Source organism: Actinoplanes sp. NPDC019969 (assembly GCF_055562375.1).
Map to the genome: position 1 here is coordinate 1,053,269 of NZ_JBVHFK010000001.1, position 22,331 is coordinate 1,075,599.

General features: G+C 65.0%; 18 protein-coding genes. 13 read left to right on the plus strand and 5 right to left on the minus strand.

Annotated elements, in window-relative coordinates:
• Window positions 1–2 precede the first annotated feature (2 nt).
• The 4 genes from ACZ3II_RS05005 (at window position 3) to ACZ3II_RS05020 (ending at window position 6,176) form a co-directional block, all read left to right on the plus strand.
• Window positions 3–1,133, plus strand: coding sequence for a hypothetical protein (locus ACZ3II_RS05005; RefSeq protein WP_465516286.1), 1,131 nt, complete (start codon window positions 3–5; stop codon window positions 1,131–1,133).
• A 163-nt stretch (window positions 1,134–1,296) separates the two neighbouring features.
• On the plus strand, window positions 1,297–3,933 hold the full coding sequence (locus ACZ3II_RS05010) for a DEAD/DEAH box helicase (RefSeq protein ID WP_465516287.1): 2,637 nt from the start codon (window positions 1,297–1,299) through the stop codon (window positions 3,931–3,933).
• Window positions 3,934–4,052: 119 nt separating this feature from the next.
• The gene (locus tag ACZ3II_RS05015; protein ID WP_465516288.1) at window positions 4,053–5,189 is read left to right on the plus strand and encodes a 3'-5' exonuclease; all 1,137 of its coding nucleotides are present in this window, start codon (window positions 4,053–4,055) and stop codon (window positions 5,187–5,189) included.
• Window positions 5,190–5,945: 756 nt separating this feature from the next.
• A complete protein-coding gene (locus ACZ3II_RS05020; protein ID WP_465516289.1) occupies window positions 5,946–6,176 on the plus strand; it encodes a hypothetical protein in 231 nt (76 codons plus the stop codon).
• Between the two features lie 436 nt (window positions 6,177–6,612).
• Here ACZ3II_RS05020 and ACZ3II_RS05025 read toward each other — a convergent pair whose 3' ends face one another.
• From ACZ3II_RS05025 to ACZ3II_RS05035, 3 genes are all read right to left on the minus strand, one after another.
• The gene (locus tag ACZ3II_RS05025; protein ID WP_465516290.1) at window positions 6,613–7,218 is read right to left on the minus strand and encodes a hypothetical protein; all 606 of its coding nucleotides are present in this window, start codon (window positions 7,216–7,218) and stop codon (window positions 6,613–6,615) included.
• 582 nt (window positions 7,219–7,800) lie between these two features.
• Window positions 7,801–8,106: a hypothetical protein gene (locus ACZ3II_RS05030; RefSeq protein WP_465516291.1), complete on the minus strand. Its 306-nt coding sequence runs from the start codon at window positions 8,104–8,106 to the stop codon at window positions 7,801–7,803.
• 10 nt (window positions 8,107–8,116) lie between these two features.
• Window positions 8,117–9,715, minus strand: coding sequence for a hypothetical protein (locus ACZ3II_RS05035; RefSeq protein ID WP_465516292.1), 1,599 nt, complete (start codon window positions 9,713–9,715; stop codon window positions 8,117–8,119).
• 503 nt (window positions 9,716–10,218) lie between these two features.
• Here ACZ3II_RS05035 and ACZ3II_RS05040 point away from each other — a divergent pair.
• The 8 genes from ACZ3II_RS05040 (at window position 10,219) to ACZ3II_RS05075 (ending at window position 19,901) form a co-directional block, all read left to right on the plus strand.
• Window positions 10,219–11,922, plus strand: a complete 1,704-nt coding sequence (locus tag ACZ3II_RS05040; protein WP_465516293.1) for a glycosyltransferase 87 family protein — start codon at window positions 10,219–10,221, stop codon at window positions 11,920–11,922.
• A 79-nt stretch (window positions 11,923–12,001) separates the two neighbouring features.
• The gene (locus tag ACZ3II_RS05045; protein WP_465516294.1) at window positions 12,002–12,946 is read left to right on the plus strand and encodes a hypothetical protein; all 945 of its coding nucleotides are present in this window, start codon (window positions 12,002–12,004) and stop codon (window positions 12,944–12,946) included.
• Between the two features lie 595 nt (window positions 12,947–13,541).
• Window positions 13,542–13,931 carry a hypothetical protein gene (locus ACZ3II_RS05050; protein ID WP_465516295.1) on the plus strand — a complete coding sequence of 130 codons (390 nt, stop codon included), beginning with the start codon at window positions 13,542–13,544 and terminating at the stop codon, window positions 13,929–13,931.
• Window positions 13,928–14,431, plus strand: coding sequence for a hypothetical protein (locus ACZ3II_RS05055; protein WP_465516296.1), 504 nt, complete (start codon window positions 13,928–13,930; stop codon window positions 14,429–14,431). Before ACZ3II_RS05050 ends, ACZ3II_RS05055 begins: the two co-directional genes overlap by 4 nt.
• A gap of 306 nt (window positions 14,432–14,737) precedes the next feature.
• Window positions 14,738–15,700 carry a HEAT repeat domain-containing protein gene (locus tag ACZ3II_RS05060; protein WP_465516297.1) on the plus strand — a complete coding sequence of 321 codons (963 nt, stop codon included), beginning with the start codon at window positions 14,738–14,740 and terminating at the stop codon, window positions 15,698–15,700.
• A 1,437-nt stretch (window positions 15,701–17,137) separates the two neighbouring features.
• Window positions 17,138–18,019, plus strand: a complete 882-nt coding sequence (locus ACZ3II_RS05065) for a hypothetical protein (RefSeq protein ID WP_465516298.1) — start codon at window positions 17,138–17,140, stop codon at window positions 18,017–18,019.
• Between the two features lie 248 nt (window positions 18,020–18,267).
• Window positions 18,268–18,918 carry a PH domain-containing protein gene (locus ACZ3II_RS05070; protein WP_465516299.1) on the plus strand — a complete coding sequence of 217 codons (651 nt, stop codon included), beginning with the start codon at window positions 18,268–18,270 and terminating at the stop codon, window positions 18,916–18,918.
• Between the two features lie 356 nt (window positions 18,919–19,274).
• Window positions 19,275–19,901 carry an SMI1/KNR4 family protein gene (locus tag ACZ3II_RS05075; RefSeq protein WP_465516300.1) on the plus strand — a complete coding sequence of 209 codons (627 nt, stop codon included), beginning with the start codon at window positions 19,275–19,277 and terminating at the stop codon, window positions 19,899–19,901.
• 186 nt (window positions 19,902–20,087) lie between these two features.
• Here ACZ3II_RS05075 and ACZ3II_RS05080 read toward each other — a convergent pair whose 3' ends face one another.
• Window positions 20,088–20,402, minus strand: coding sequence for a hypothetical protein (locus ACZ3II_RS05080; RefSeq protein WP_465516301.1), 315 nt, complete (start codon window positions 20,400–20,402; stop codon window positions 20,088–20,090).
• Between the two features lie 205 nt (window positions 20,403–20,607).
• On the opposite strand from ACZ3II_RS05080, the gene ACZ3II_RS05085 reads away from it, so the two are divergent.
• On the plus strand, window positions 20,608–21,048 hold the full coding sequence (locus ACZ3II_RS05085) for a hypothetical protein (protein ID WP_465516302.1): 441 nt from the start codon (window positions 20,608–20,610) through the stop codon (window positions 21,046–21,048).
• 154 nt (window positions 21,049–21,202) lie between these two features.
• Here the strand turns inward: ACZ3II_RS05085 and ACZ3II_RS05090 are convergent, their stop codons facing one another.
• On the minus strand, window positions 21,203–22,192 hold the full coding sequence (locus ACZ3II_RS05090) for a DUF6602 domain-containing protein (RefSeq protein ID WP_465516303.1): 990 nt from the start codon (window positions 22,190–22,192) through the stop codon (window positions 21,203–21,205).
• Between the last annotated feature and the right edge of the window lie 139 nt (window positions 22,193–22,331).

Sequence of the window (22,331 nt, forward strand, 5' to 3'; positions counted from 1 at the left end):
CCATGCACCCACGCTGGCTGGAAGTGATCCGTAGATTCCCGCTCATCGGCCGGCCCCGCCCGGACTGCCCGCCGGTCCACGAACGGATCACCGGCGTGGCCGACCGGCTCCGGGCCTGCGCCGCAGGTGCCGGGCCTGGCCCGGTACGAGGCGCGTCAAACGCGCTCAACGAGCTCGCCCTATTCGCCAGCGACTGGCGTCTGCGGTCGCTGGCGGCCGCGTTGTGCTGGCAACAGATCGACGTGTACCGCAAGGCGCCCCGGCCGCTCACCTACCTGGAGATCCGATGGATGCTCGAACCGGTCGTAAACCTGGCACGCCTGGCCATCCGCGATCACGACGGAGACCATGCCGTTGAGATGCTCGAGCAGGTGTACAGCGCCGTCGCTAGGCGCACCGACCTGACCGTCGACGGCCGGGTGCCCCCCGTAGCGGCTGCCGAGGGCACCGCCGAAGACCACGCAAGCCTCGTCGCCTTCGTACGGATGCTGCTACTCACCGAAGGGGTACGGGCCCTAGCCCTCGCCGGACGATGGGACGACGCGCACCGGTTCGCGGTCCGTCACAACGGCATCGAAAGCCGTCTGACCGAGGGAAGACAGGCCGCGATCATCGCCACCGCCTTCACCGCGAAACAGGGCGAGGCAGAGGCGATCCTGCAGGCCAGTGAGCCCGCCGACGACTGGGAACGCGACATCGCCGCCTGCCTGCACTTGATCTGCACCGGCCCGGACGGAACCGGCTCCGCCGACCTGCTGACCGAGGTCGCCGCACGGTACCTGCAGCGGCGCGGCGAACGCGGCTTCGCCTCCTATCAAGCCAAGCTGGGCATCAGCGTCGCGCTGCTCGCCGACCCGGTCGATCCTGCACTGGCGGCACACGTGTTGCGTCACGCTGCCGATTCGGTGATCGCTACCGGCGATGGCTACGGTGCCCGGGACCTGTCAGGGGCGAGAGGTCTGCCCGACGGGATCACCACGCGCCAGCAGAAGGAACTGCTCTCGTTGGTGGCAGCAACGGGGTTCAACGGCATCGTCGCGGACGGCGAGGCTGCGGCACGCCTGTCCGGCACGGCCGCTGAAGCAGTGCGCGTTCTCGGCCAAGCATTGCATCGGACCACGTCGAAGGCTTGAGCGCGGATGCTTCTCACCTGGCGCATCCACAGCAATCGTCCCCACCGGCCATTCAACACTTGGAGCGCACGGCCGTCGGGGCGCTAAGAACACTTCGATGGCAAAGAACGGCGGGCTTAAATCTGGCAGGTCCCGGAGCCTCGCGGCGGGGCAGAATGTTCGGATGGCTTTCAAGAGCAAGGCCCCTCGTGCGGCGGCTCCCGATGATCCGGTCGACCTGTACCGCATCCTCGCTGAAGGCAATGACGGGCCAGCAGCGCTCTGGTTCCACCAGGGCGAGGTGCTCCTGTCCTGGTTTAGTCGGCACCGCAACGATCCCGACGTTGCCATCGAACTCCCGACCGGCGCGGGCAAAACGCTGGTCGGCAGCCTCATCGGCGAGTTCCAGCGGCGCATTGCCGGCGAGCGTGTCGCGTACCTGTGCCCGACCCGGCAACTCGCTCGGCAGACCAAGGCGGCCTTGGACCTGTATGGGATTCCCGCCGTCCTGCTGATCAACAAGGTTGCCGACTGGAACCCGGCCGATCGTCACCGGTATGCCTCGGCGGACGCTATCGCGGTCAGTACGTACTCGCATGTCTTTAACAGCAACCCGGCACTCAACGACGCCGAGCTGCTCCTGCTCGACGACGCGCACGGTGCGGAGGGCTACGTCGCCAGCCCGTGGAGTCTGGAAATCACGCGTGCCGAGAGCGCCTACCAGCTCCTGCTGGAACAGCTCGCCGACTCCTTGGATCCCCTCGTGGCCGCGCGCCTGCGCAGCGAGAGCCCGGACGGCAAGTATTCGAGCCAGGTGTACCTCGCGTCTCCCGTCGGAGTCGCTATGCATGCCGAGGCCGTCGAGGAGATCCTGCTCGCAGCGTCCGCAGCCAAGTCCATCAGCGACTCCGCCAGATACGCCTACCGCATGATCGCCGGGAAGGCCGATCGCTGTCTGGTCTACCTCACCTATCGCAGCATCCTGTTACGGCCGTTCATCGCGCCGACGGCCGTGCACGAGGCCTTCAGCAGCGCGGCACGCCGCGTCTACATGAGTGCCACTCTCGGCGCTGGCGGTGAACTCGAACGCAGCTTCGGCCGCCGGAAGATCACCCGCATCCCCATCCCCCGAGGCTGGGAGAAGCAGGGCACCGGCCGGCGGCTGTTCTGCGCCCCAGAACTCACCACGAACCTGTCGGTACTGCGTTCGGACGTCGATCCCTGGGTGAAACAGACCATTGTCGATCATGGGCGTGCGTTGGTGCTGACCCCGGACGGCCGGACCGCCGACAGGTTCCGCGACCGTCGGACACCCAGTGACTTCACCATCCTGTCTGCGAAGGATGTGGAAGACGATCTGAGCGCGTTCACGAGCCTCGACCGGGCCGCTTTGGTTCTCAACAACCGTTACGACGGCATCGACTTGCCCGACGATGACTGCAGGCTGGTGATCATCGACGGACTTCCGGCTAATGGCGACCTGCAGGAGCGCTTCCTGTTCAGCTCGCTTGGCGCCTCCGAGGTGCTTAATGAGCGCATCCGTGCACGCATCGTCCAAGGCGCGGGCCGCGCAACCCGCAACGCGCGTGACTTCGCAACCGTCGTGCTGCTCGGCGACGACCTGCGCAAATATGTAGCGCGGTCCGACGTGCAAGCGGCGTTGCGTCCCGAGGTACACGCCGAAATCGATTTCGGCCTCGACAACAGCATCGGGCTGCTGTCGGAAGAGATGACCGAGAACATCGAAATCTTCGGCAGGCAGGACGCCGACTGGCGCTCCTTGAACTTGGAGATCACCGCTCTGCGGGACTCCCTCGACCAGCGCGTGCCAGCCGGGACGGCTGAGCTGCAGGCGACCGCCCGCTTGGAAGTCGCAGCGTGGGAGGCCCTGTGGCAGGGCGAATGGCGGCTGGCCTTGGAATTCATCGCTCAAGTGCTCGACGGCCTCAGCGGCGGCAAGGCGCCGCAGCGGTACGCCGCCTTCTGGTCCTACCTAGCATCCTGCGTAGCCCTGCGCGTCGCGTCGGTCAGCGGCGACGCCAGCTACGCCCAAGCCAGCACCTCGTACTTCACCAAGGCGCGAGCGGCGGCTCGGGGCACCCAGTGGCTGTCGTACCTGTCGGCGCCAGTCGAAGCGGCACACCAGGGCGCCACGGCCGAGGCCGATCCGCTTGATGAGGACGCCGCCGCAGCGATCCTTGACCGGCTCTCCACTCTCGGTAAGCCGACCACCTTCGAGCCAACCGCGGAACGCATCAGTATTTCGCTCGGCAGCGCCCCGGCCAAAGCGTACGAAGCCGCTTTGGTGGAACTCGGCCTACTGGCCGGCGCCTCCGAAAGCACAGGAAACGGCAACGCCTCGGCTGCTCCCGACGCCGCCTGGGTATTCGGGTCCCGGATGTGGGTCATGTGGGAGGCGAAGAGCGAGGCGAAACCGGCCGGAGAAGTCGGCGCCGACGCCGTCCGGCAAGCCGGCGGACATATCCGCTACCACGTGGACGCCTGCGGCCAGGCCGCCCCCGGCGACTCCATATCTCTGCTGGTCACACCCCAGGCCGACGTCCACGCCGCCGCGACTGCCGTCGCCGAAGATCATGTCTTCCTCGTCAGGCCGACAGAGGTCCTAGATTTGTTTGAACGCCTCCAGCGCGCCTGGAGAACGCTGCGAACGATCCAACACACCAACCTGACAACACATGACGCCATCAAGATTCTCCGCGCCGAGGGTGCCCTTCCCACGCAATGGCTTCCCCGATTCCGCTCAGTGTCGCTCGCCCCCCCAGCAGCCCGACGAATGACCATCCCGGTTAGACCACGGTAAGACACTTTGACCGGCCACGACCTCGAGCGCGGCCAGGCCGCCGCCCTCGAGCGGGTGAGGCACGCCTTCGCGCTCGCCGCTCGCACCGAGGACGACTGACCGCCGGTACGGTGAACGCGGTGACCACCGAACCCCAGCCCTGGCACACCGCCACCCTGGTCGCCCTCGACCTGGAAGGCACCGGCACCCAAGACCGCAACCAGGAGCAGATCCTCGAGATTGCCGCAGTCCGGATCCTCAACGGGCACCCGGACATGGCCACCGCCTACACCACCGGCATCGACCCCAAACGGCCGATCCCCGCCCGGCCGTGGATCTCACCCGGGCTGGCCGGCACCGCCCTGCACGGCCAGCCCACCCTCGACGACATCCGCCCCGCCCTCCGGGCTCGGTTGAACGGCGCCTGGCTCGTCGGCCACAACATCGCCGTCGACTGGCGCCTGCTGCACCGCCACCTGCCCGACATGACCATCGCCGGCCTCATCGACACGCTGCGCCTCGCGAAGGCCGCCACCATCACGGGCAAACTCGGCCTCACCGATCTCCTCGCTCGGTTGAATCTGACCGCCGCCGTCACCGCCGCCGCACCCCACAGCCGGCCCCACCGAGCGCTGTGGGACACCACCGGCGCCGCCGTGTTGCTCCCCGCCCTGATCCGCCGGCACTTCACCACCGACCCCACGCTGCCGCAGCTGACCGCCGTCGCCGGGATCCCCACGACACCGGCTGCCTCGACGGCTGAAGACCCGCTGCCTTCGCTGTTCGACGAAAGGCCCACATGCCGCGCGGCGAACGCCCAGCTCACAGCGCAACCGGGTGCCGTTACGCAACCGGATGATGGCTATGCGGTCAACGGGTGGTCTACCCTTGCGCTGAAAGATGCTGTCCGGACGTACCGGACAGAGTCTTGCGCTCTGGTCCGGAACTGCTTGAGGCCGTGCGCCAACACGGCCTCAAGCCGAGGGCTATGCCCTCGCGACCAGGCAGAGCAAGTTAGATGCGCCTGCGAAGCTGCATCATCAAGACGAGGGCCTCGGCAACTTGCTGGGCGCCCTCGTTTTGCTTGTAAGCAAAGTACAAGGCGGCCAGTTGCAACCCGATCTCCGCGTTCCTCCAGGGGTCGTCCTTCGGATCCCGCGGTGGGTCAGCTGCGTCGTGCTCCTCATGCTCCTCGTTCCGGTCGTGTCCCGCAGTACCGCCCATGCGCCCTCCCGGGCCGCCGGCTGTCGGGCCGGAACCGGGTACGTCGACGGTGACGTCCATGGTTCGTCACCGGGTAACGCTGGGACACATCACGGCGGTACAGCAGCAGACGGTACAGCCCTACTGTCGGCGGATCAGTTCCGTCGACTATCGGTTCAGCGAGTCGCCTGCCTGTGGAGATAGTCGCACCCCGCCGCGCTCGGCTCCAACCACGACGGTGGATTAGCCTGGGGACACTCTGTGGACAAGCCAGGTGAAGCCTGTGGGCAGCGCTGTGCACAGCCTGTGGACCGAGAAGATGCGCACCCTAGCTGAGCAGCGGATTTATTGCTCGTACCTGGGGAGAAGAGAAAAGATTCCCGGTCAGCAGAAATACCGGCCTGGGTGAGCGACCTGATGTTCCCCGGTGTTCCGCTTTTACCCGGATACACGCGCTCGGGTATCCACAGGTGCAGCAGTATCGACAGAGGCTGGCATCACTGACACTGCCTTCGACGGGAATAGTCACCTACTATGCCGACTATCCGGGGCGGCACCGACATGGATGCCAGAGAGAAGGTTCCCGGCTCCAGCCGTGATGGCGACAACCAGTCAGGTGCGGACAGGGACAGTTGAGGACGTTACGCTCGTCGCCGATCTACACGAGGGCGCGAGGCGGTCCAGGGTCAGCCGCCCTCGTGCTCGGCTGCCGACGTGATGACGCCGAGGCTCAGCGCCGCTTCTTGCGCTTCGGCTTCGGCGGCGGGGTGCCGTGATTGGGCCCGGATGTGGCCCGGCTGGCGTACATCCCGGTGCAAGGAGCCAAGCCGGTGGATGTGCCGTTGTGGCCGGAACTGCCGGCGCCGCAGACGGCGCCGGACATGTCAGCGCCGAAGAAGATGTTGCCGGTCGTGGACCAGCGCAGCATGACCACGCACCGCTTCGCGGTGAGCACGAACAATGCCACCGACGCGGTCTTGCTGGCCTACGACCGCAATGGTCAGATCATCGGCGTGAGCGGGGTGGCTTTGGTCGCCATCAGCGACACCACTTGGTCGTGATCTTGGAACGCACCTCGGCCCGCCCTGGTGTTCGTGGTCGTCAGAACCGACACCACCTCTGAGCAGAACGCTGACCTGCACGGCGAGGATGGATCGGGCCCGGTGTGGTGCTGGTTCTCGCGACCGTCGGCCGGCTCGACGTGACGATCATGGTGTTCAAACCCGCGACCAAATGGTGTCGCTGCCCGCGACCGTAGCCAGCGGGGACAAGCTGCAGGACGGGTGAAGGGTGACGGTGACAACCTGTTCCGCCTCTGGTGGCACAGCCCGCTTCCCGACGACGATGACGACGAACCCGCTGCGACCTGATCAAGGAAGTCGCAGTCCCTCGCTGATCGCGCGAGCAGGGATCGATGCCGGCAGCTGACGTCCGCTATCCCGCGCCGGTGTCGGATCCATACCGGCCCAGGTGGCCGGGGCGACCTGGCCAGCGGTGTCAGCTGGCCGGCACCAGCGAGTCCAGAAACTCCTGAACGTAGATCGGGATGGCAGCCTTCACCTTCGAGAAGCTGTCCTGGGTGCTGCGGGAGAACGCCAGGTGGAGGACGGCGTTCCCCGAGCGCACGACCAGCACGGCCAAGCCCGGTTCCATGGAGAAAGCTTCGAACGCATGCTCGCCCAGTCCTTCCCACACAGGCCCGGCTTCCGAGGCCATGTCCTGCCAGATCGCGTCGGCCACGGATTGCTCGGGCGGGACCATCAGTGTCAGGTAGACCTTTCGCAGCGGATAGTCGCCCGGCACGCCAGCCCCATAGGTGCACCTGACCGTGTAGGCGCTGTGGTCGGCATAACGGGGCCCGGCGCGTTCAGGGTCGGGTGAGCCGTACGAGCCGTACTTGCCGAACTCGGCGTAGGACAAGGTCGGGCAGGGAAGAAGGCCACCCTTCCAGCGGTGGAATACCGGCGGCACCGAGACCGCTGTCAGCGGAGCAGGCTTTCCGCCTGGGGTGGCCCCTGGCTCAGCGTCGGTCTCAGCCTCCCGGCCGGCACAGGCCGTCACGGCGAGCACGATGCCGGTAGCGGCCAGAAGTAGCTTTCTCACCACCTTATTGTCATCGACAGATCCCCCTATCGCTGTCCGTCACACTCCCCGTAATGGCGTTGCGGCAGGCCGGACGATCGGTTGCGGGGCCAGGGCGCGTGATGCACCAGTTGGCCGAGGCGGCCGCACCGGTCGAAGGCCTGGGTTCTAACGCCTACCGTCCGGCTCTCGTGCGGCAGGCAAACGAGAGCTCAAGACTGGCGAGAAACACCCGCTGCCGACGACAATCCCGCATCGGAAAGCGTCGAAGTGCTGTTCGAGCTGCCCGCTCCCGCCCAAGCGACCACCTTCAAGGGAATCACCGTCAGATACCACATCGGCTCCCAGCCGTACCGGCGAACCTACGACATCACTCTGACAGCCTGCCCTCCCACCGATGTGACCCCCTGCCGATAAGCGGGCAAGAAGCGCCATTTCCGGCCGCGGACGGCAACGCCGCCATGACCTCGGGGTGACCTCCACGGCGTCGTACCTGGTTCCGGCTCTCAAGCAGGCTGTGTCGGAGCCGATCTACACGAGGGCGCGGGGCAGTCCAGGGTCAGCCGCCCTCGTGCGCGACTGCCGACGCGATGACGCCGGGGCTCAGCGCAGCTTCTTGCGCTTCGGCTGCGGCGGCGGTGTGCCCTGATTGAACGTGACGTCGTTGGACGTGTTGTCGCCTTGGATAACCACGCCGCTGTGCAAAGCAATTCGGCTGCCCGGGGAGCCGCTCTCGTCCCTGCCCTTCAGCCACATCACGACAGTGACGCCCGCGACGGTTAGCGCCAGCAGGAAGCTACCGACGCTGGCGTAACTGTCGGCCCTGCCCAAATTGTCGACGGCGGCGAAGAACACTCCCGCGCCGAGTAGCAGGATCACCAGTCCGATCGAGGCGAGCCAAACCTTCATCGCTACCTCCCTAGAGACCGATCGACGGAGCAGAAGGCGGTTCCTGGTGGCGATCATCGAGTCCGTAGGGCTCCGAGAAGCGGGGCGAGCTGACATACCGCCAAGGGGCCTGCTCTTCCGCGGGCTCCTCCGCAGGCTCCGCCGTCGACAATCGCAGGCGTCGCCTCGGCCGCTTGGTTCGCGAAGGGTCAACGGCCGACTCTTCGACAGAGGCTCGGGGCGCCGGGGCGGGTTCTGGTGTTGCGGGAGAGACCAAAGGATCAGGCGCCGGCGTGATGGGTGGCAACGGGTTCGGTCTCGGCGGAAGAGAATCCTGCCGGACGGGTCTGTGCAGTTGAGATGTCGGCGGGGCGGGGTCTGGCTGCAGGGCGGTGGCCGCAGCGAGCGCGGCGGTCAGCTTGTTGAGGTCGCCGCCAGCCCGCCGGGTGTGGTGGATCTGCGTGTCACGAATGAACGTGTTGCCGTAACCGACCAGGACCGCCGCGGCGAGGTCCACGCGAATGCCCCAAAACGATCCTGATACGGACGCCTGCCCGCTGTCGATCCCCTTCGCGGCGCGCAGGAGGTCGCACGCATCGAGCGCCCCGACGGCACGGAGCACCACGTCGAGCGGGCCGGGGCCGGCGAAGATCCGATCACCAGGCTGGAACGCGCTCGCCAGGGAGCGGATCAGCTCCGGCTGATCGTTGAGCAATTCGGCCAGCGAGATGACGGTGTCCCGGACGTGGTAGCGGGTCGTGGTCCGCGTGGTCGAATGGTCGCCCTGAACCACGACACGGTTCTTGATCGCCAGCGTGGGCACCTGCTTGGTCAGCTCACGCCGGTAGGTCTGGTCACCGGCCGGGGCGGGAGGGCCGACGAGTCCGCGCAACAAGGCGGAGAAGGCGGCGACGTTGCGGTCCGATGGGTCCAGCATGACCGCGACGAAGGCTTCGACGACTGCGGGGTCCTGGTACAACGTCTTGCAGTCGAGCGACACGCGGCGCAGGTGGTAGTGCTCGACCATGTCGAGCTGACAGTCGTCCGCCTGCACCACGACGTCGGAGTTCGTCGCCGTCACGTGGTGGGGACGAAACAGCGTTCGCGCTCCCATGACGGACACCTGACCGTGCGCCGGGGACACCACATCGAGCCACCGCGTTCCCGGCCAGAGCCCGGCGACGTCGAGATCGGCGTCCAGCTCCGTGGAGAGGGTGTCGACGAGCGGTTCCACCTGCGCGAGCCGGTCAGCAGGCGTGAGGCCGGTCTCCCCCGCTCGGACGAACTCGATGGCGACGTGGCAGGCGGCCAGCAGGACCGCATCAGTCCGGCCCGGGTCGCCAGCGCGCCGCACCTCCCGCTCAAGTCGGACGGCCGCCGCGTGGACCCGCGCCAGCCCCGGCTCCGCTCGAGTCTCGCCGACCAGCATCGAAGTCGTCTCGAAGATGGCCTCACCGTCGTCAGCGTCGTCATCACATGACTCCGCGTCCCGAATTTCTTCCATAGGCAGGAGGAAGTCAGAGTCGGTCACCGGGTTATAGGGACCCCAGTTCTCGCCCACGCCGCGTTTGATCGGCATGACGGAGACCTGGCGCGGATTCTCCTTGGACCGGCTGCCCTCCAAACCCATGACCTCATGGTGTCATCGCCTGACAACTTTGAGTAGTCGGCGTGTACAGGATTCTCCGACGGTCGCCCGATGGTTCCGGCGGGTCGACGCGCTGGTGTCGGATGATGGCTCCTGCAGCGCGAAGTGGAGCCCTTGCGCGTAGCGGTAATCGAGTCGAACAGCCGTTGGGCCTGATCGCGTGATGCTTGATCGGGGCCTTCAAGGCGTTGACGACATTGACCTTGTCACCGTCGACCGAGAAGAGGCTTGCGGCTTCATTGTGGAGTGAGGGACGCCCGGTCACTGATCGTTCGAGCAGCGGGACTGGCCCGAAGCGGCTGCGCTCAGGCATCGGTGGGTCTTGATACCGTCCTCGACGGTTATTTCGGTCGGTTTCGGGGAGCGTCGGTGTCGGTTGTCCATGGGTCCTGGCTGGCAGCACGATGACAGGCGTGAGGGAGCGGTCTGGCATGGCCGCGCCAGCGTCTGCCTGGGCTCGGTTTTGGTCAGGGATGTCGCCCCGCATGCGGGTTGTCGCCCTGTCCGGGTCGGTGGCGGTGTTCGTGGTGCTGGCCGTGTGGTCGGTTGCTGCGGCGTTGACTCGGCCGGCCTATGACCGGCTGGCTGACCTGCATGTCTATATGGGCGCGGTGCGGGCGATGCGTGACGGGATGCCGCTGTATTCGTATGCGGCGGAGAACGGTGATCCGTTCACGTATCCGCCGTTCGCGGCGCTGGTGTTCTGGCCACTGGGCGGCTTGCCGGAGCCAGCGGTGCAGGTCGGGTGGACGTTGGTCACCGTGGTCGGGGTGATGGCGCTGGCCGCGGCCCTCACGGTTCGCAACGGCATCATCGGTCGGCAGCGGTTCCTGGTGGTGATGCTCGCGGCCGCCAGCGTGCTGCTGGCGTCGGCGCCGGTGCAGAGCAACCTGCGGTTCGGACAGGTGAGCGTTTTCGTCGTGCTGCTGGCGCTGGTGGATGCGCTGGGATTGCTGCCGCGCCGGGCGGGCGGGGTGCTGATCGGGGTGGCCGCGGCGATCAAGCTGACCCCGTTGCTGTTCGTGCCGTACCTGTGGGTGGTGGGCCGACGCCGCGACGCGGTGCGGGCCGGGGCCGCCTTCGTGGCGTGTGCGGTGGTGGCCTTGGTGGTGTGGCCGTCGGCGTCGGTGACGTTCTGGACCCGGGCGGTGTTCACCACCTCGCGTATCGGGGATCTGTCGTCGACCGGCAATCAGTCGCTGAACGGCACGTTGTTGCGGTACGCGATTCCCACGGGCGAACGCATGGCGGCCTGGGCGGTGCTGGCCGGGCTGGTGTGCCTGGTGGCGTTCCTCTGCGCGCGGGAGTACCACCGGCGCGGGCAGGTAGCGCTGGCGGCGGTGGTGATCGGGTGTGCGACGGTCGCGGTGTCGCCGGTGTCGTGGACCCATCACCAGATCTGGACGGTGCTGGCCGGGATCCTGCTGGTCGCCGGGCCGCGGCGGGGCCGGATTGTCGCCGGGGTGATCGTGCTGGTCACCATGTGTGTGCAGGTCGGTGCGGTCCTGCCGGCCGGCGGGTTCCTGCGCGACAACGCGCGGGCGCTGTGTGCGGTGGCGGTGTGCTGCGGCGGGGCGGTCAGTCTCTGGTCGGCCGCGGCCGGACGGGTGCGGTTGCTGCCGGGTCTCGCCATGGTGGGACGGCCGCGGACGGCGTTGCTGTACTGCACGACCGCTGCCGCGGGCATCGCCGGAATGCTGGCGCTGACGCATGACCGGGCGGTCATGGCGCAGGTATATGCGGCACAGAACGCCCACGATCCGCTCTGGTCGAGGATGATCAGCAGTGATCCGTGTGGTGGCATGGGTCTCCACGACGGCCAGTGGATCTGCACGGACATCACGGGGCCGGCGATGGACGGCCTGCAGCTGAACTTCTCCGTCGGCGACAACGGTGCCGGCGACATCGGGATCGAGGGCCAGGTCGGCCAGGAGGTGGCCCGGCTGGCGTACGTCCCGGTGCAAGGCGCCAAGCCGGTGAACGTGCCGTTGTGGCCGGAACTGCCGGCTCCGCAGACAGCACCAGACATGTCTGAGCCGGAGAAGATGTTGCCGGTCGTGGACCAGCGCAGCATGACCACACATCGCTTCGCGGTGAGCACGAACAATGCCACCGACGCGGTGTTGCTGGCCTACGACCGCAACGGTCAGATCATCGGCGTGAGCGGTGACAAGCTGCAGGACGGGTGAACGTTGACGGCGGCAGCTTCTTCGAGGAACGCCTACGTAGGCTCACATGATGGCTGCACTTACACGCCACGGGGAGCCGGTGTCCTCGGTGTTCGATCTTCTCGGTGTTGACGAGAACGACGTGACGTCGGCATTCGGCTTCACGCTGGCACGGACACCGACGCTGCTTGAGGCAGTGGTACGCCGGGTGTGGCCGGCCGCTACGGACGCCGACCTTGACGCGGCGGCCCTCGCGTTGGAGGTGCGTGGCGAGGTGGGGCGTACCGACTTGGAAATCGCCCTGCCTCAAGCACTGTTGATCATTGAGGCGAAGCGAGACTGGCTTCTGCCGACCGAAACGCAGCTGCGCGCCTACGCGCCGCGTGTACTCGCGCAAGGCGCCGGCGTACTCGTCACACTGTCGCAAGCAAGTACCACGCTTGCGCAGGCGATGGCCCCCTCGGAGGTCGACGGGGTGTCAGTTGTCCATCTGAGCTGGCGCGATGTGCTGGCCGACCTACGCCGTATCCACCCTGCTAGCCGTGGACAGGAGCGGATATGGCTCGACGAACTGAACACCTATCTGCAGAAGGTGACGCGGTTGAGATCTATCGCAGACAGCTGGACATACTGCGTGGTGCTCAGCGACGAACGCCCCGGGGACGGCGGCGGACGTACTTTCCGTGAATTCGTCACCGAGGATCGCGTCTACTTCCATCCCTACGGATCGGGCGGCTGGCCAACAGAACCGCCGAACTTCATGGCGTTCCGGTGGCAAGGAGCAGTACGGCGAGTCCATCGCGTCATCAAGGCTGAGGTCCTGCCGAGCCTGCTCGACCGCTGGCCAGACATACCCGGCACCGAAGAAACCCTGCGGCCGCACGCGGCCTACGACCTCGGCCCACAACTACCACCCACCGACCCCCTTCCCAGCGGAGCGCCCTACCGCGCCTCACGCCTCTGGGTTCTACTCGATCAACTGCAGACCGAACCCACCCTGGCCGCCGCGCTCGCCAGCAGCAAGCGCCTCGCCAGCACCAACTAGGACGGCCAATACGAACACCCGCACGATCCGCATGCCTGGTCCACCTTCCAGAGGGCGGCGCAGACGCCAGCATCAAGCCCGCCTCAGTCACTACAAACGCCGAGGCTACCCACTCTGCTGAGTGCCGTTGCAGTACTAGCCGCTCATATGGTCGAGTGGGCAGCGCCAGTGCCCTGCCGGTGGCCAGACACATACGGCCGTCCGGCAGCAACGCGATGCCCCGTACCACGCCGACCACGTCGATCGACTCCGTCAACCGGTCGTCGGCGACCTGGACGCGCGGCGTCTCGTCATCGCCGGCCACAGCGGTTACCTACTCGTCGCCGAAGCGGCCCGCCACCACTGCGGTGGGCCGATCGATCCCGCTCTCCACCCGCCCCGCCGGGCGTCCCGCCTCGTCGAACAGCAGCAGCAGCCCGCCCGGCACTCCGACAGTTCGTAAGCCGAGCGCTCAAGACGCCCGATCGGCGGCATGTGAGTGCGGTTTTGCGTCAGCCTGGATACGACAGTTTTAGTACGGATGGCCCGCGCTGAGCGCTAGAGTTGGTGCACAGGTGCAGCAGCTACTTGCCCGTTCAAGGAACGGAGTGACCTAGTGACGTTCCCGGTTGCTGATCCGGCGGGCGAGCCGCGCGAATCGACGTTGGTGCGTGCGGTCAAGGCACTCGACCAACTAGGCGAGGGTTGGGGCGCAGAGCAGGATGGTGAAGCTATCCCAGCCCACGTGATTGAAAATGCTCTCGCATTTATTGAAGTGTTCTCAACCACGCTGTCTGAACCTGCATCTCCGGTCCGCGCATGCCCTCTTCCGGAGGGTGGTATATCGCTAATGTGGGAGCTTCGAACCCATTCCCGTTGCGTCGAGTTCGATCAGGACGGGCAGGCTTGGTATCTCTCGTTCAACAAGCGAACCGGGAAGGCGGAAGAAGCCCGATCAATCAATCCGCACACCCCAATGTTGGACGGAAGTATCTTCGAAAAATGAACACCGCGACTGAATATCCGCCTCCGGGCGAGGGTGAAGAGGTGCTGTCAGACGGCAAGTTTCCGGAGGGCGAAAGATTGTTCCGGCAGCTTGTGTCGCTAGAGCATTATGGCGAAGATCAGCTGTACTATAACTTTCGCCCTACTAAGAAAGACGACGGATGCCTGTCAGTTTCGAGGTCCTCCAGGCTCACCGCGCGCGGCGCATTCCTTCAGCGAAAGTATGAGATCGGTGGCAACACCCGCGGCAGTCAAGGTGTAAGCATGGGCGTACTTAACCGCCTTGAGTTGCGCGTCGTTGATAACTTCTTGACGGTTGATGAGGGCGGCAAGAGGCCACCACTTGGTCACGCGTATATCGACTTTAGAAGAATGAACTTAGATCTTATTGCTGAGCCGGGTTCGACGCTCGATTCAAGCGTTCTTCCAGAGAAAAAGCAGCAGACTCTTTTCGCAATGGCAATCTACGCCGACTCGACCCTGGATTACGAACCGAAGTAATCAACACGCAGAAACCGACACCGGTGTACGGTTGCTTTGCGGCTCCGAACGAGTGCGATGATGTGCACTCACATCGGCACGACAAGACGCCGGCCAGTCACCGCCGCCTGCCAGCCGTGACGGCACCGGCTGGCCACCGCGCGGATCGCGGCATGTGAGTGAACACCCCGCGCCTACGAGTTCCTGGAGTCGGCGTGGTCGGGCGCGGACTGTGGCGCGACCGGAACGGGCATCGAGGCGCGGCTGGGGCATACGTACCATTTACACCTTTCTTGCGATCGTCTGGGCTACGGCAGAATCGGCGGCATGTCCGACACTTTCTTCGGCGAAGACTTCGACGACCTTCCGGACGTCCGCAAATACGTGGTTGACCTCTTAGCCATCCCGGACCCGGAGCCGGAGGACGTGCCGTGGCACCTCTTCCGCGCCTCCCCCGAAAAGATGATCGACCAGTTACGGTCGCTATACACCGAGAGTGCCGAGCAGGCCAAGGCCAACCTGAGTGGCCTGTCGAGCTCATTGACGCACAACGACACGATCGTGGTAGCGGCCCTCGCGGTTCCCTTTCTAGTGCGGGCCGCTGTTTCTCCGACTGTGCACCACCGGGTTACCGTTCTGCGCCTGGCCGCGTTCGCCGGCCGCCGGCTTCGTGAGCGGTTCGAGAGTCGCGACACCTTCCTACAAGTGGTGGATCCACCGGATTTCATGTATGTCGATGTTTGCGGCTTCCCAGTGCCTCGGACGCTGGAGGCCTCCCGCTACGCGCTCAGCGTCAGCGCACCGGTCCTGAACCCGCTTCTGCACGACGATGACCCTGACATCCGCATCCACGCAGCGTATGTGTTGGCTAGCGCCTCGGCACCGCCATCGGAGGTGCTGGCCGCACTTCGGGAGCGTCTAGCAGTCGAGACGGCACCCGCGGTACGGATCAGCCTGGTCTTGGCGATAGCCCAACTGACCGCCAGCGAGGCAGAAGCCAAGGACTGGGCCCGACAGTTGTGGACCGATCCGTCCAACCCGACCGACATGCGATTCGCCGGCGCGCTTGCCTGGCTGTGCCTGACTCCGTCCCCACCGCCGCCAGCCCTACTCGATCTTCTGGTCACAACCGCCGACATGACTACTGAGCAGTGGCTACGGGACGTGCCGTGGTGCATGACCTTCTACGGCTACAACGAGAGCGGTATGTCAATGTGGCTGTCGAGACTCTTCGACGGTGAACCGCAGACCCAAGCGCTACTAACGACGCGCCTGGCCTCGGCCGCTTGAGAGCGGCTTACGGCGCGAATCGCGGCAAGAGAGTACGTCAGGACGACACACACGTTGAGGGATCGGAAGCCAGAGTTGAGCGGTTTCTGCTGGCTGGTCTCCGAGTATGCAGGTCCATGACTCACGGGGGTAACGACTAATAAGGGAATATTGCTGTGCCATCCAAAAATGCGTCTAGATGGCTTTTCCCGAATGCGTTCAAGGATGGATCGTAAAACGTTACCGTGGCGGCCGGACTAATCGGCGGTCCAAAGTTTGATGCCGCGCTGTAACCGCTCGATGATTGGACATCTATCGTGTAGCGGGTAAGGGTGGCACCCGAATTATTGACAAGAATTCTGAATGCCATGAGGGCAGGTATTACGTGGTTGAACCAGTCCTCGGGCTGGTGGTCATCCTCGGCACTTAGTCGTGGATAGCGGTACGCACTTCCGCCAAGACTTTCCCATCCGAGCCTTTGGAACAGGGAGCTTATTCGATTATAGGTTTGATTGGGTGAGTTGCTAATATCAAAGGTTATGACTATAGGCATCGAATCGCTCTTCCAGTTGAGATCACTCGCCTAAGCGGGTCAACTCTGCGCCCGGCTCCACTGCCATGAGTGGAAATCCGCCATACGCGTAATCTGAAAATAGCAATGCATTGCCAAGATAGTGGTGCTAAAGAGCCGCTTCTGGGCGGGGAATTCTCATCGATGCGATGCCAACCCGCCACGCCCTTGTCGCAATCTCATCGGCAGATCCGGATGTTGGGCGCCGGTGACAACGCGTCACAGCGGTCGAGTGATCGCTGGCTCACGTACGTACGGGTAGAGCAACACCGGCCGCAGCGCCGGCTCCCCGGGTCCGGGCCAGCCGCCCGTGCCCTGCTGTCGGCCTCGGCCGGCGCCCACCGGGCCGTTCCACAGTCATAGAAGTGGAACGGTGTGGTCCTGGCACGCAAGGCGACGGCCAGCAGGTCGGCTTTCTGCAACCCTCCCTGCGCCCTGCTGCAGTCCAGCTTCGCAACCACTGACGCTGAGGATGAGGTTCATGTTCTCCGCTGACTCGCCCCCTGCTTCACCACGCCGCCAGCTCGCCGGGGTGGTGATTGCCGTGTTGGCACTGTTTTGCGTGGGGGTGCTCGCGTGGGCCCAAGATGACACCGGGACGGACCAGCGCAACCTCATTCAGGTCCCATGTCCCATCGATCCCACGCCTAAGGCTGGAGAGGTAGTTGATGAAGTTTGCTACGAACGGCCGGGTTAGCCTCCGTTCCGCTTCTTGGGAGTGGGATGAAGGTACGAGGGTGGGCGCAGGTTTGGGATGTCACACAATGAGCCCCGTTCGTGCGACGACCGCGCCGCGCCGCGCCTCGGCGGGCCGCGCCGCGCCGCGCCTCGGCGGGCCGCGCCGCGCCGCGCCTCGGCGGGCCGCGCGCGCCGCTACCGTCACGGCCATGCCCGCTGGACATAGCGCCCTACACTGTCTCGCCGTTGTCGCTACCGCAGTGCTGGCCGCCTGCAGCGGCACCGCACCGCCGTCGGTGCGGCCGGCGGCCGACTACGACGGGATCATCACCCAGGTATACGGCACCCCGGCCCAGCGCCGGGCCGCCGACCTCCGCGCCTCGTGGACTGCCCGGCTCGCCGCGGACAAATGCATGCGCCGGGCCGGCCACACATACGGGATCGTCGGGTACAACCCGACCAGTGACCATGAGCACGTCGCCCCGGGAAACCTTCTGGCGTTCTCCCCGGTGCGCCAGCATCTCGGCGTCGCCGACTATCTAGCCCGGGCCAGCAGGGCCCGCTGGGTGCTCAACTTTCACGCCACCGAAGTCACCGTCGACCACGGTTCTACCCGCCTTGAGCGCATCGCGGACGCCCACCGATGCGAGACCGAGGCGGCCGCGGCCGCCGACCCGTCGATTCCCGACGGCCAGCAGGCCCTGGCCGCCCAACTGGTCGACCGGCTGCGTCAGGTGCAGAACACGACCGCTCCGACCCTGGTCTCCGACTACCGCAGCTGCATGGCCGCAGCAGGCATCCCCGCCACCGACCTGACCGACCTGCAGACCCGGGTGGAACGTGCCTACCCGGTGACGTCGGACACCGCCGAGACCGACCCGACGAGCCTGCCTCGATGGGCCGAGGCCGTAGCCTTCGAGCGCCGTGCGGCCGCCGCTGACGGGCGCTGCCGAGAGGCTGCCGTCAAGACCGTCCACGCAGCCGCAGCGCCGCACCTCGCCGAGTTCAGCCGGCAGCACGCCGCAGAAATCGTTCAGGTGGCCGCTGGTTGGGCGCAAATTGAGGTCGACGCCCGCCGCATCGCAGATTGAGATCAACGCCCGCCGCGCCGAAAGTGCAGCGACGCAGGACTGGGCGAGGCCACGGGGGAGGGTGGGCTAAAGCCTGCACTGCTCACCCCTCTCACCCTCCCTCCGCCTGGAATGTTCCACTTCCTGCCAGTGGAACATTCCACTTCTAAGGAAGTGGAACGGCCCTACCGCCAGCGTCGCCTTAAGTGTCTCCGGACCATGCCGATGTGACCCGCGACCCGAGCCGGCGGCAAGAAGCGAGGTATGCGATGGCGAAGAAGTTCAATCCTCCCCCCGGATGGCCCGCGGCGCCCGAGGGCTGGCTGCCCCCCGAGGGTTGGCAGCCAGACCCTTCCTGGCCACCCGCCCCGCCTGGCTGGCACCTCGTTGTGGAGTTGGGTGACCCAGACACGCTGTGGTCCGCCCAGGGTTTGCCGCTGACCGGCTTCGGTGGCGGGAAGTACCGGCTGACGTCGACGCTGCTCTACTTCGAGAAGGGCATCGTATCGACGAACGCCCAGCAGGTGCCGGTTGCACAAATCCTCGACGTCGACATGCGTCAGGCGATGGTGCAGAAGGCGCGCGGAGTCGGCAACGTCCTGGTACACGTGCAGCGCGCCAACTCAGTCGAGATCGTTGTCCTCGAGGATGTACCTGAACCGCGCACCGCGGTTGCCGTCATCAACGAGACTGCCCGGCTCGCACGGCTCCACGAACAGGCCCTGCACAACACTCACCGCTACGCCGGCATGATGCCGCAACAACCGGTTGCGCTGGTGGCGCCCGCCGCCTCGGTACCCGCTTCGGCCCCGGTGGACCCGATGGAGCAGCTGAGGCGGCTCGGCGAGCTGCGCGAGGCCGGTGTGGTGACCGACAACGAGTTCGTCGCTAAGAAGTCCGAGATTCTGGCCCGACTCTGAACGGTGGAAAGGCGGAGCCGGTCGTTCCGCTTCCATAGAAGTGGAACGGTGCCATCCGACTACGCATCGTGACAGTTACTGGGAAGTCACACATGAGTCGCTTGGAAAGAGGACGCTGCTCGGGACCCCACGTTGCGGGTCATGGGCGCCCGCCAGTGACGCCTACCCTGGCAAGGTGCCGGGCGGCGGTACAACTTCGTGAGGTTCTCCCCGAGCGATGACGGCCGCCCGGCGCCTCGACCCGACCGCATGGCACTCAGCGCGCTATATCAGCGGCAATTTGGTGCAAACGGTTCCCGATCGCTGGCGGAGATCGGTACTTGCCGGAGTTCGTACGTCGGCGGCACTATGAAACCGTGGATGATCTTGCTCGGCTGGCCGGCCTGTTGCAGTTGCCGCCGGTAGATGAGGTTCATTGGCGATCGTCGGACTGGGCGGCCGTCGAAACGGCACTCGGTGCTGACTTGCCAGCCGACTACAAGGCTTTCGTCGACGCGTACGGACCCGGTGCCGTCAACGATCATCTGCTCATCTGTGCACCCGATGCCTCTGCCAGCTGGACTGACCTTGTCGACAACAACGAGATGGCGCAGGAGTCCTGCCGAATCTGGTTCGGCAGCGTTGACGACGACGCCTCCGGTCGTCTCGAACGGGCTTGGCCGCTGGGCGACTCCTCCCATTGGGACGGTGACGACGTTCGCGACTGGTTCCAGCCCGGCGATGACCTCGTTTCTTGGGGCGGGACACCCAACGGCGACTTTCTCTTCTGGCACGTGAGGCCCGGCGTCGCTACAGCCGACCACCCAGTGGTGCTTCGCGAGCGTGGGCCGTACTTCGAGCGATTCAACGGCGGGTTCGCTGCGACCCTCGAGGGTTTGCTCACCGGTGCCGTCCGTTCCCGGTATCTGAGCAGATGGCTGCAAGCGCCGCATTCCTACTGCGTGGCTGGCCGACGAGACCACAACGGCGGATATTTAGAGTAGTTTGGCGAATTTCGAGCCGCAGCAGATGGCGCACTCTCATCGGCACGACAGAGTGCTGACCTGCCGCAGTCGGCTACTGCACGTGACGGCGGTTGGCCCGAGCGCGGACAGCGGCAGATGAGTTGAATGATCTTGATCCTGGCGATTCGATTTCGAAGCACGCAGCGATCAACCCGGCAACGCCTGTCACGAATCATGACGACCTGGTTCCGGCCCGCTGGGACTCTCCCGGATCTGCTCAAGAGCGTCGAGCAGTTCGCCCCATAAGTTCTCCGCGGCCCTGCGGGTCTCAGGCGCCAGGTTGCGGTGCACTACCCACTTGGCATCGGCCAAACCCAGGCCGGTGCTGTCGACAATGGCCTTGATCGCCAAGATCGGCGAATCAGTGCGCCGGAGCAGTTCCCTGGCTATGTCGTCAGCGTCAGCGCCGGCGGCGAGCATCGTACGCGCCGCCTCCGTCAAGAACCGGCTCCGCGCGGCTCGCTCTACAGCGTCGTTCACCCCAGGAGGGTAGCGAGGTCGTCGAGTGTCGCAACCAGAAGCAGATCGATCGTCCTGCACGCGGCGTGCCCATCCGTAGCTCGACGAACGCGCATGCTCAGCGGCACAAGAGTGCACGCTGGCCAGCGAGCGGCCGGTGCTTCAATGGCAACGTGCGAAATTGCGAAGGCGCCGGTATCGGCTGATGACTGAGGCAAGGTGGCAAGTGGTCGGCACACCGGCACCGACGACACCATCCGATCCTCATCCCAGCACCCAGATTTGGTTCACCCTGAACGGCATCGACTTCCCCGGAGTCGGGTGGTACGACTTGCCGCTCTCCGTGCTCGGCTCCGCAGTCGCCGCGTACATAGAGCTTCGCAACGGCGAACCCGAGGCGTGGTCGTACTTCTTCGAAGGGCCGTACTACCTCGGGTATCGCCGGGCCGCCGACGCTGAGCCCGCCGTATACATCGAAGCCAATTGCGATCGCGACCCTGATGCCGTTGTCTCCATCGCAACAGGAACTGTTCCTTTAGCCGAGCTTCATATCGCGCTACTCCATGCCGTCCAGGCCTTACACGCGGAAATATCAGAAAAGAATTATCATCCCAAATCGGTGCAGACAGCAGCAGATCTTCTGACCAAACTTGATGACTGCCGCTGAGTAGTTCCTCGTCAGTCCCCGTACCGGGGCCTGACTCGCATCAGCATGACGAACCGTCGGCCTGTGTCACCAGCGACTGCCGGTCGTGCCGGTGGCGGCCGGCCCGAGCGCGGAACGCGGCAGGAGAATGCGGTCAGGCCTCTGTTGCAGTTTTTCAAAAGTGGCTACCCCATTGCCCGCCAGGTTCACCGGTTCCATGCTCTTTGAGTCGTGCAAGAGTATCCGGCTCGAAGAGCTTGTCGAGTTCCCATCGACGCTGCGTGCCATGCCCTCTTCCGACGCTTCCCATAGCCCGCAACGAATCAGCAAGAGGGACAACGGTGGGGTCATCGTGAGATAGGCGTACCAGTAAATTAACCAGCAGCGCGGCAACTGGAGATGGCGTACCTGTCGGGTCCGTGCCAGCGATCGCAGTGATCGCACAACCCTCACGCTGCTCCTTCTCGTTGAGGTTGCTGAAATTCTTCACCGTGTCGGGTGGCAGGTAAGGCATCCGCATTGTAGTCCAAGTGGCAAGATCGGCAACGCATACCCAATCCGGCGTCTCGCGAGGATGCCCGCATAGCTCTCTGTCTCGCGAGTTGCAGTTTTCGGCCACGTTTGATCGCGGATATGAGCCTGGCCTCTTCCATTCATGTGAATGCGCGAGAATGCCGAACGGAAACGCTCCCAAAAGCTCATCGCGCGGTGTCCCACAGCGCAGCACTAGAGCACGGCGCAGATCTCTTGCCTGGGTGAAACCTTCTCTAATCTCGGCAGCTCCCAGTGTCAATTTGACGGAGAAGGCGGCGGCGACGCCGCCGCAAAGCACCTCCTCTCGCTTCCTGAGGGGTGTTGGATATGAGGGCCTGAACACCACGATATCCGTCTCGAATACCTGATCTCCCACCTCGGGAAGGATATACTTGCGTAAGCCAAGTTCGTAGCCTGGCGGGAGCCAGTTCTCGAACAGTCGGACCCAAGTGCTCTCGCCGCCGTGACCCGACTGCTGTATACCGGTTTTCGTTGCCGCCAAGGCATGCAGCCGGTCGTAGTCAGCCTGAATATCTCGCTCGACACCCTCAATCCATGAAAGAAGTCTCGGCTGCATTGCCAAAGGCTCTGCCGGATTTCCAAAAAATACTTGATCACGCAGTTCTGTCATCTCCACAGATTAAGACAGATTCGTATCGCGTGGAGCAAGACTTGAGAATTGGCATGTACGGATTAAGTGCATCGAAGTGTCGCCGGGGACAGAATCGTACGCACTCTCATCGGCAGATGATTGAGTTTGGCGTCCGTTA

What these genes read in the sequence shown, in the direction of transcription:
- ACZ3II_RS05030 (WP_465516291.1), bottom strand. Translation starts at nt 8,106, where the DNA reads ATGAAGGTTTGGCTCGCCTCGATCGGACTGGTGATCCTGCTACTCGGC.
- ACZ3II_RS05005 (WP_465516286.1), top strand. Translation starts at nt 3, where the DNA reads ATGCACCCACGCTGGCTGGAAGTGATCCGTAGATTCCCGCTCATCGGC.
- ACZ3II_RS05040 (WP_465516293.1), top strand. Translation starts at nt 10,219, where the DNA reads ATGCGGGTTGTCGCCCTGTCCGGGTCGGTGGCGGTGTTCGTGGTGCTG.
- ACZ3II_RS05055 (WP_465516296.1), top strand. Translation starts at nt 13,928, where the DNA reads ATGAACACCGCGACTGAATATCCGCCTCCGGGCGAGGGTGAAGAGGTG.
- ACZ3II_RS05070 (WP_465516299.1), top strand. Translation starts at nt 18,268, where the DNA reads ATGGCGAAGAAGTTCAATCCTCCCCCCGGATGGCCCGCGGCGCCCGAG.
- ACZ3II_RS05060 (WP_465516297.1), top strand. Translation starts at nt 14,738, where the DNA reads ATGTCCGACACTTTCTTCGGCGAAGACTTCGACGACCTTCCGGACGTC.
- ACZ3II_RS05010 (WP_465516287.1), top strand. Translation starts at nt 1,297, where the DNA reads ATGGCTTTCAAGAGCAAGGCCCCTCGTGCGGCGGCTCCCGATGATCCG.
- ACZ3II_RS05065 (WP_465516298.1), top strand. Translation starts at nt 17,138, where the DNA reads ATGCCCGCTGGACATAGCGCCCTACACTGTCTCGCCGTTGTCGCTACC.
- ACZ3II_RS05035 (WP_465516292.1), bottom strand. Translation starts at nt 9,715, where the DNA reads ATGGGTTTGGAGGGCAGCCGGTCCAAGGAGAATCCGCGCCAGGTCTCC.
- ACZ3II_RS05090 (WP_465516303.1), bottom strand. Translation starts at nt 22,192, where the DNA reads ATGACAGAACTGCGTGATCAAGTATTTTTTGGAAATCCGGCAGAGCCT.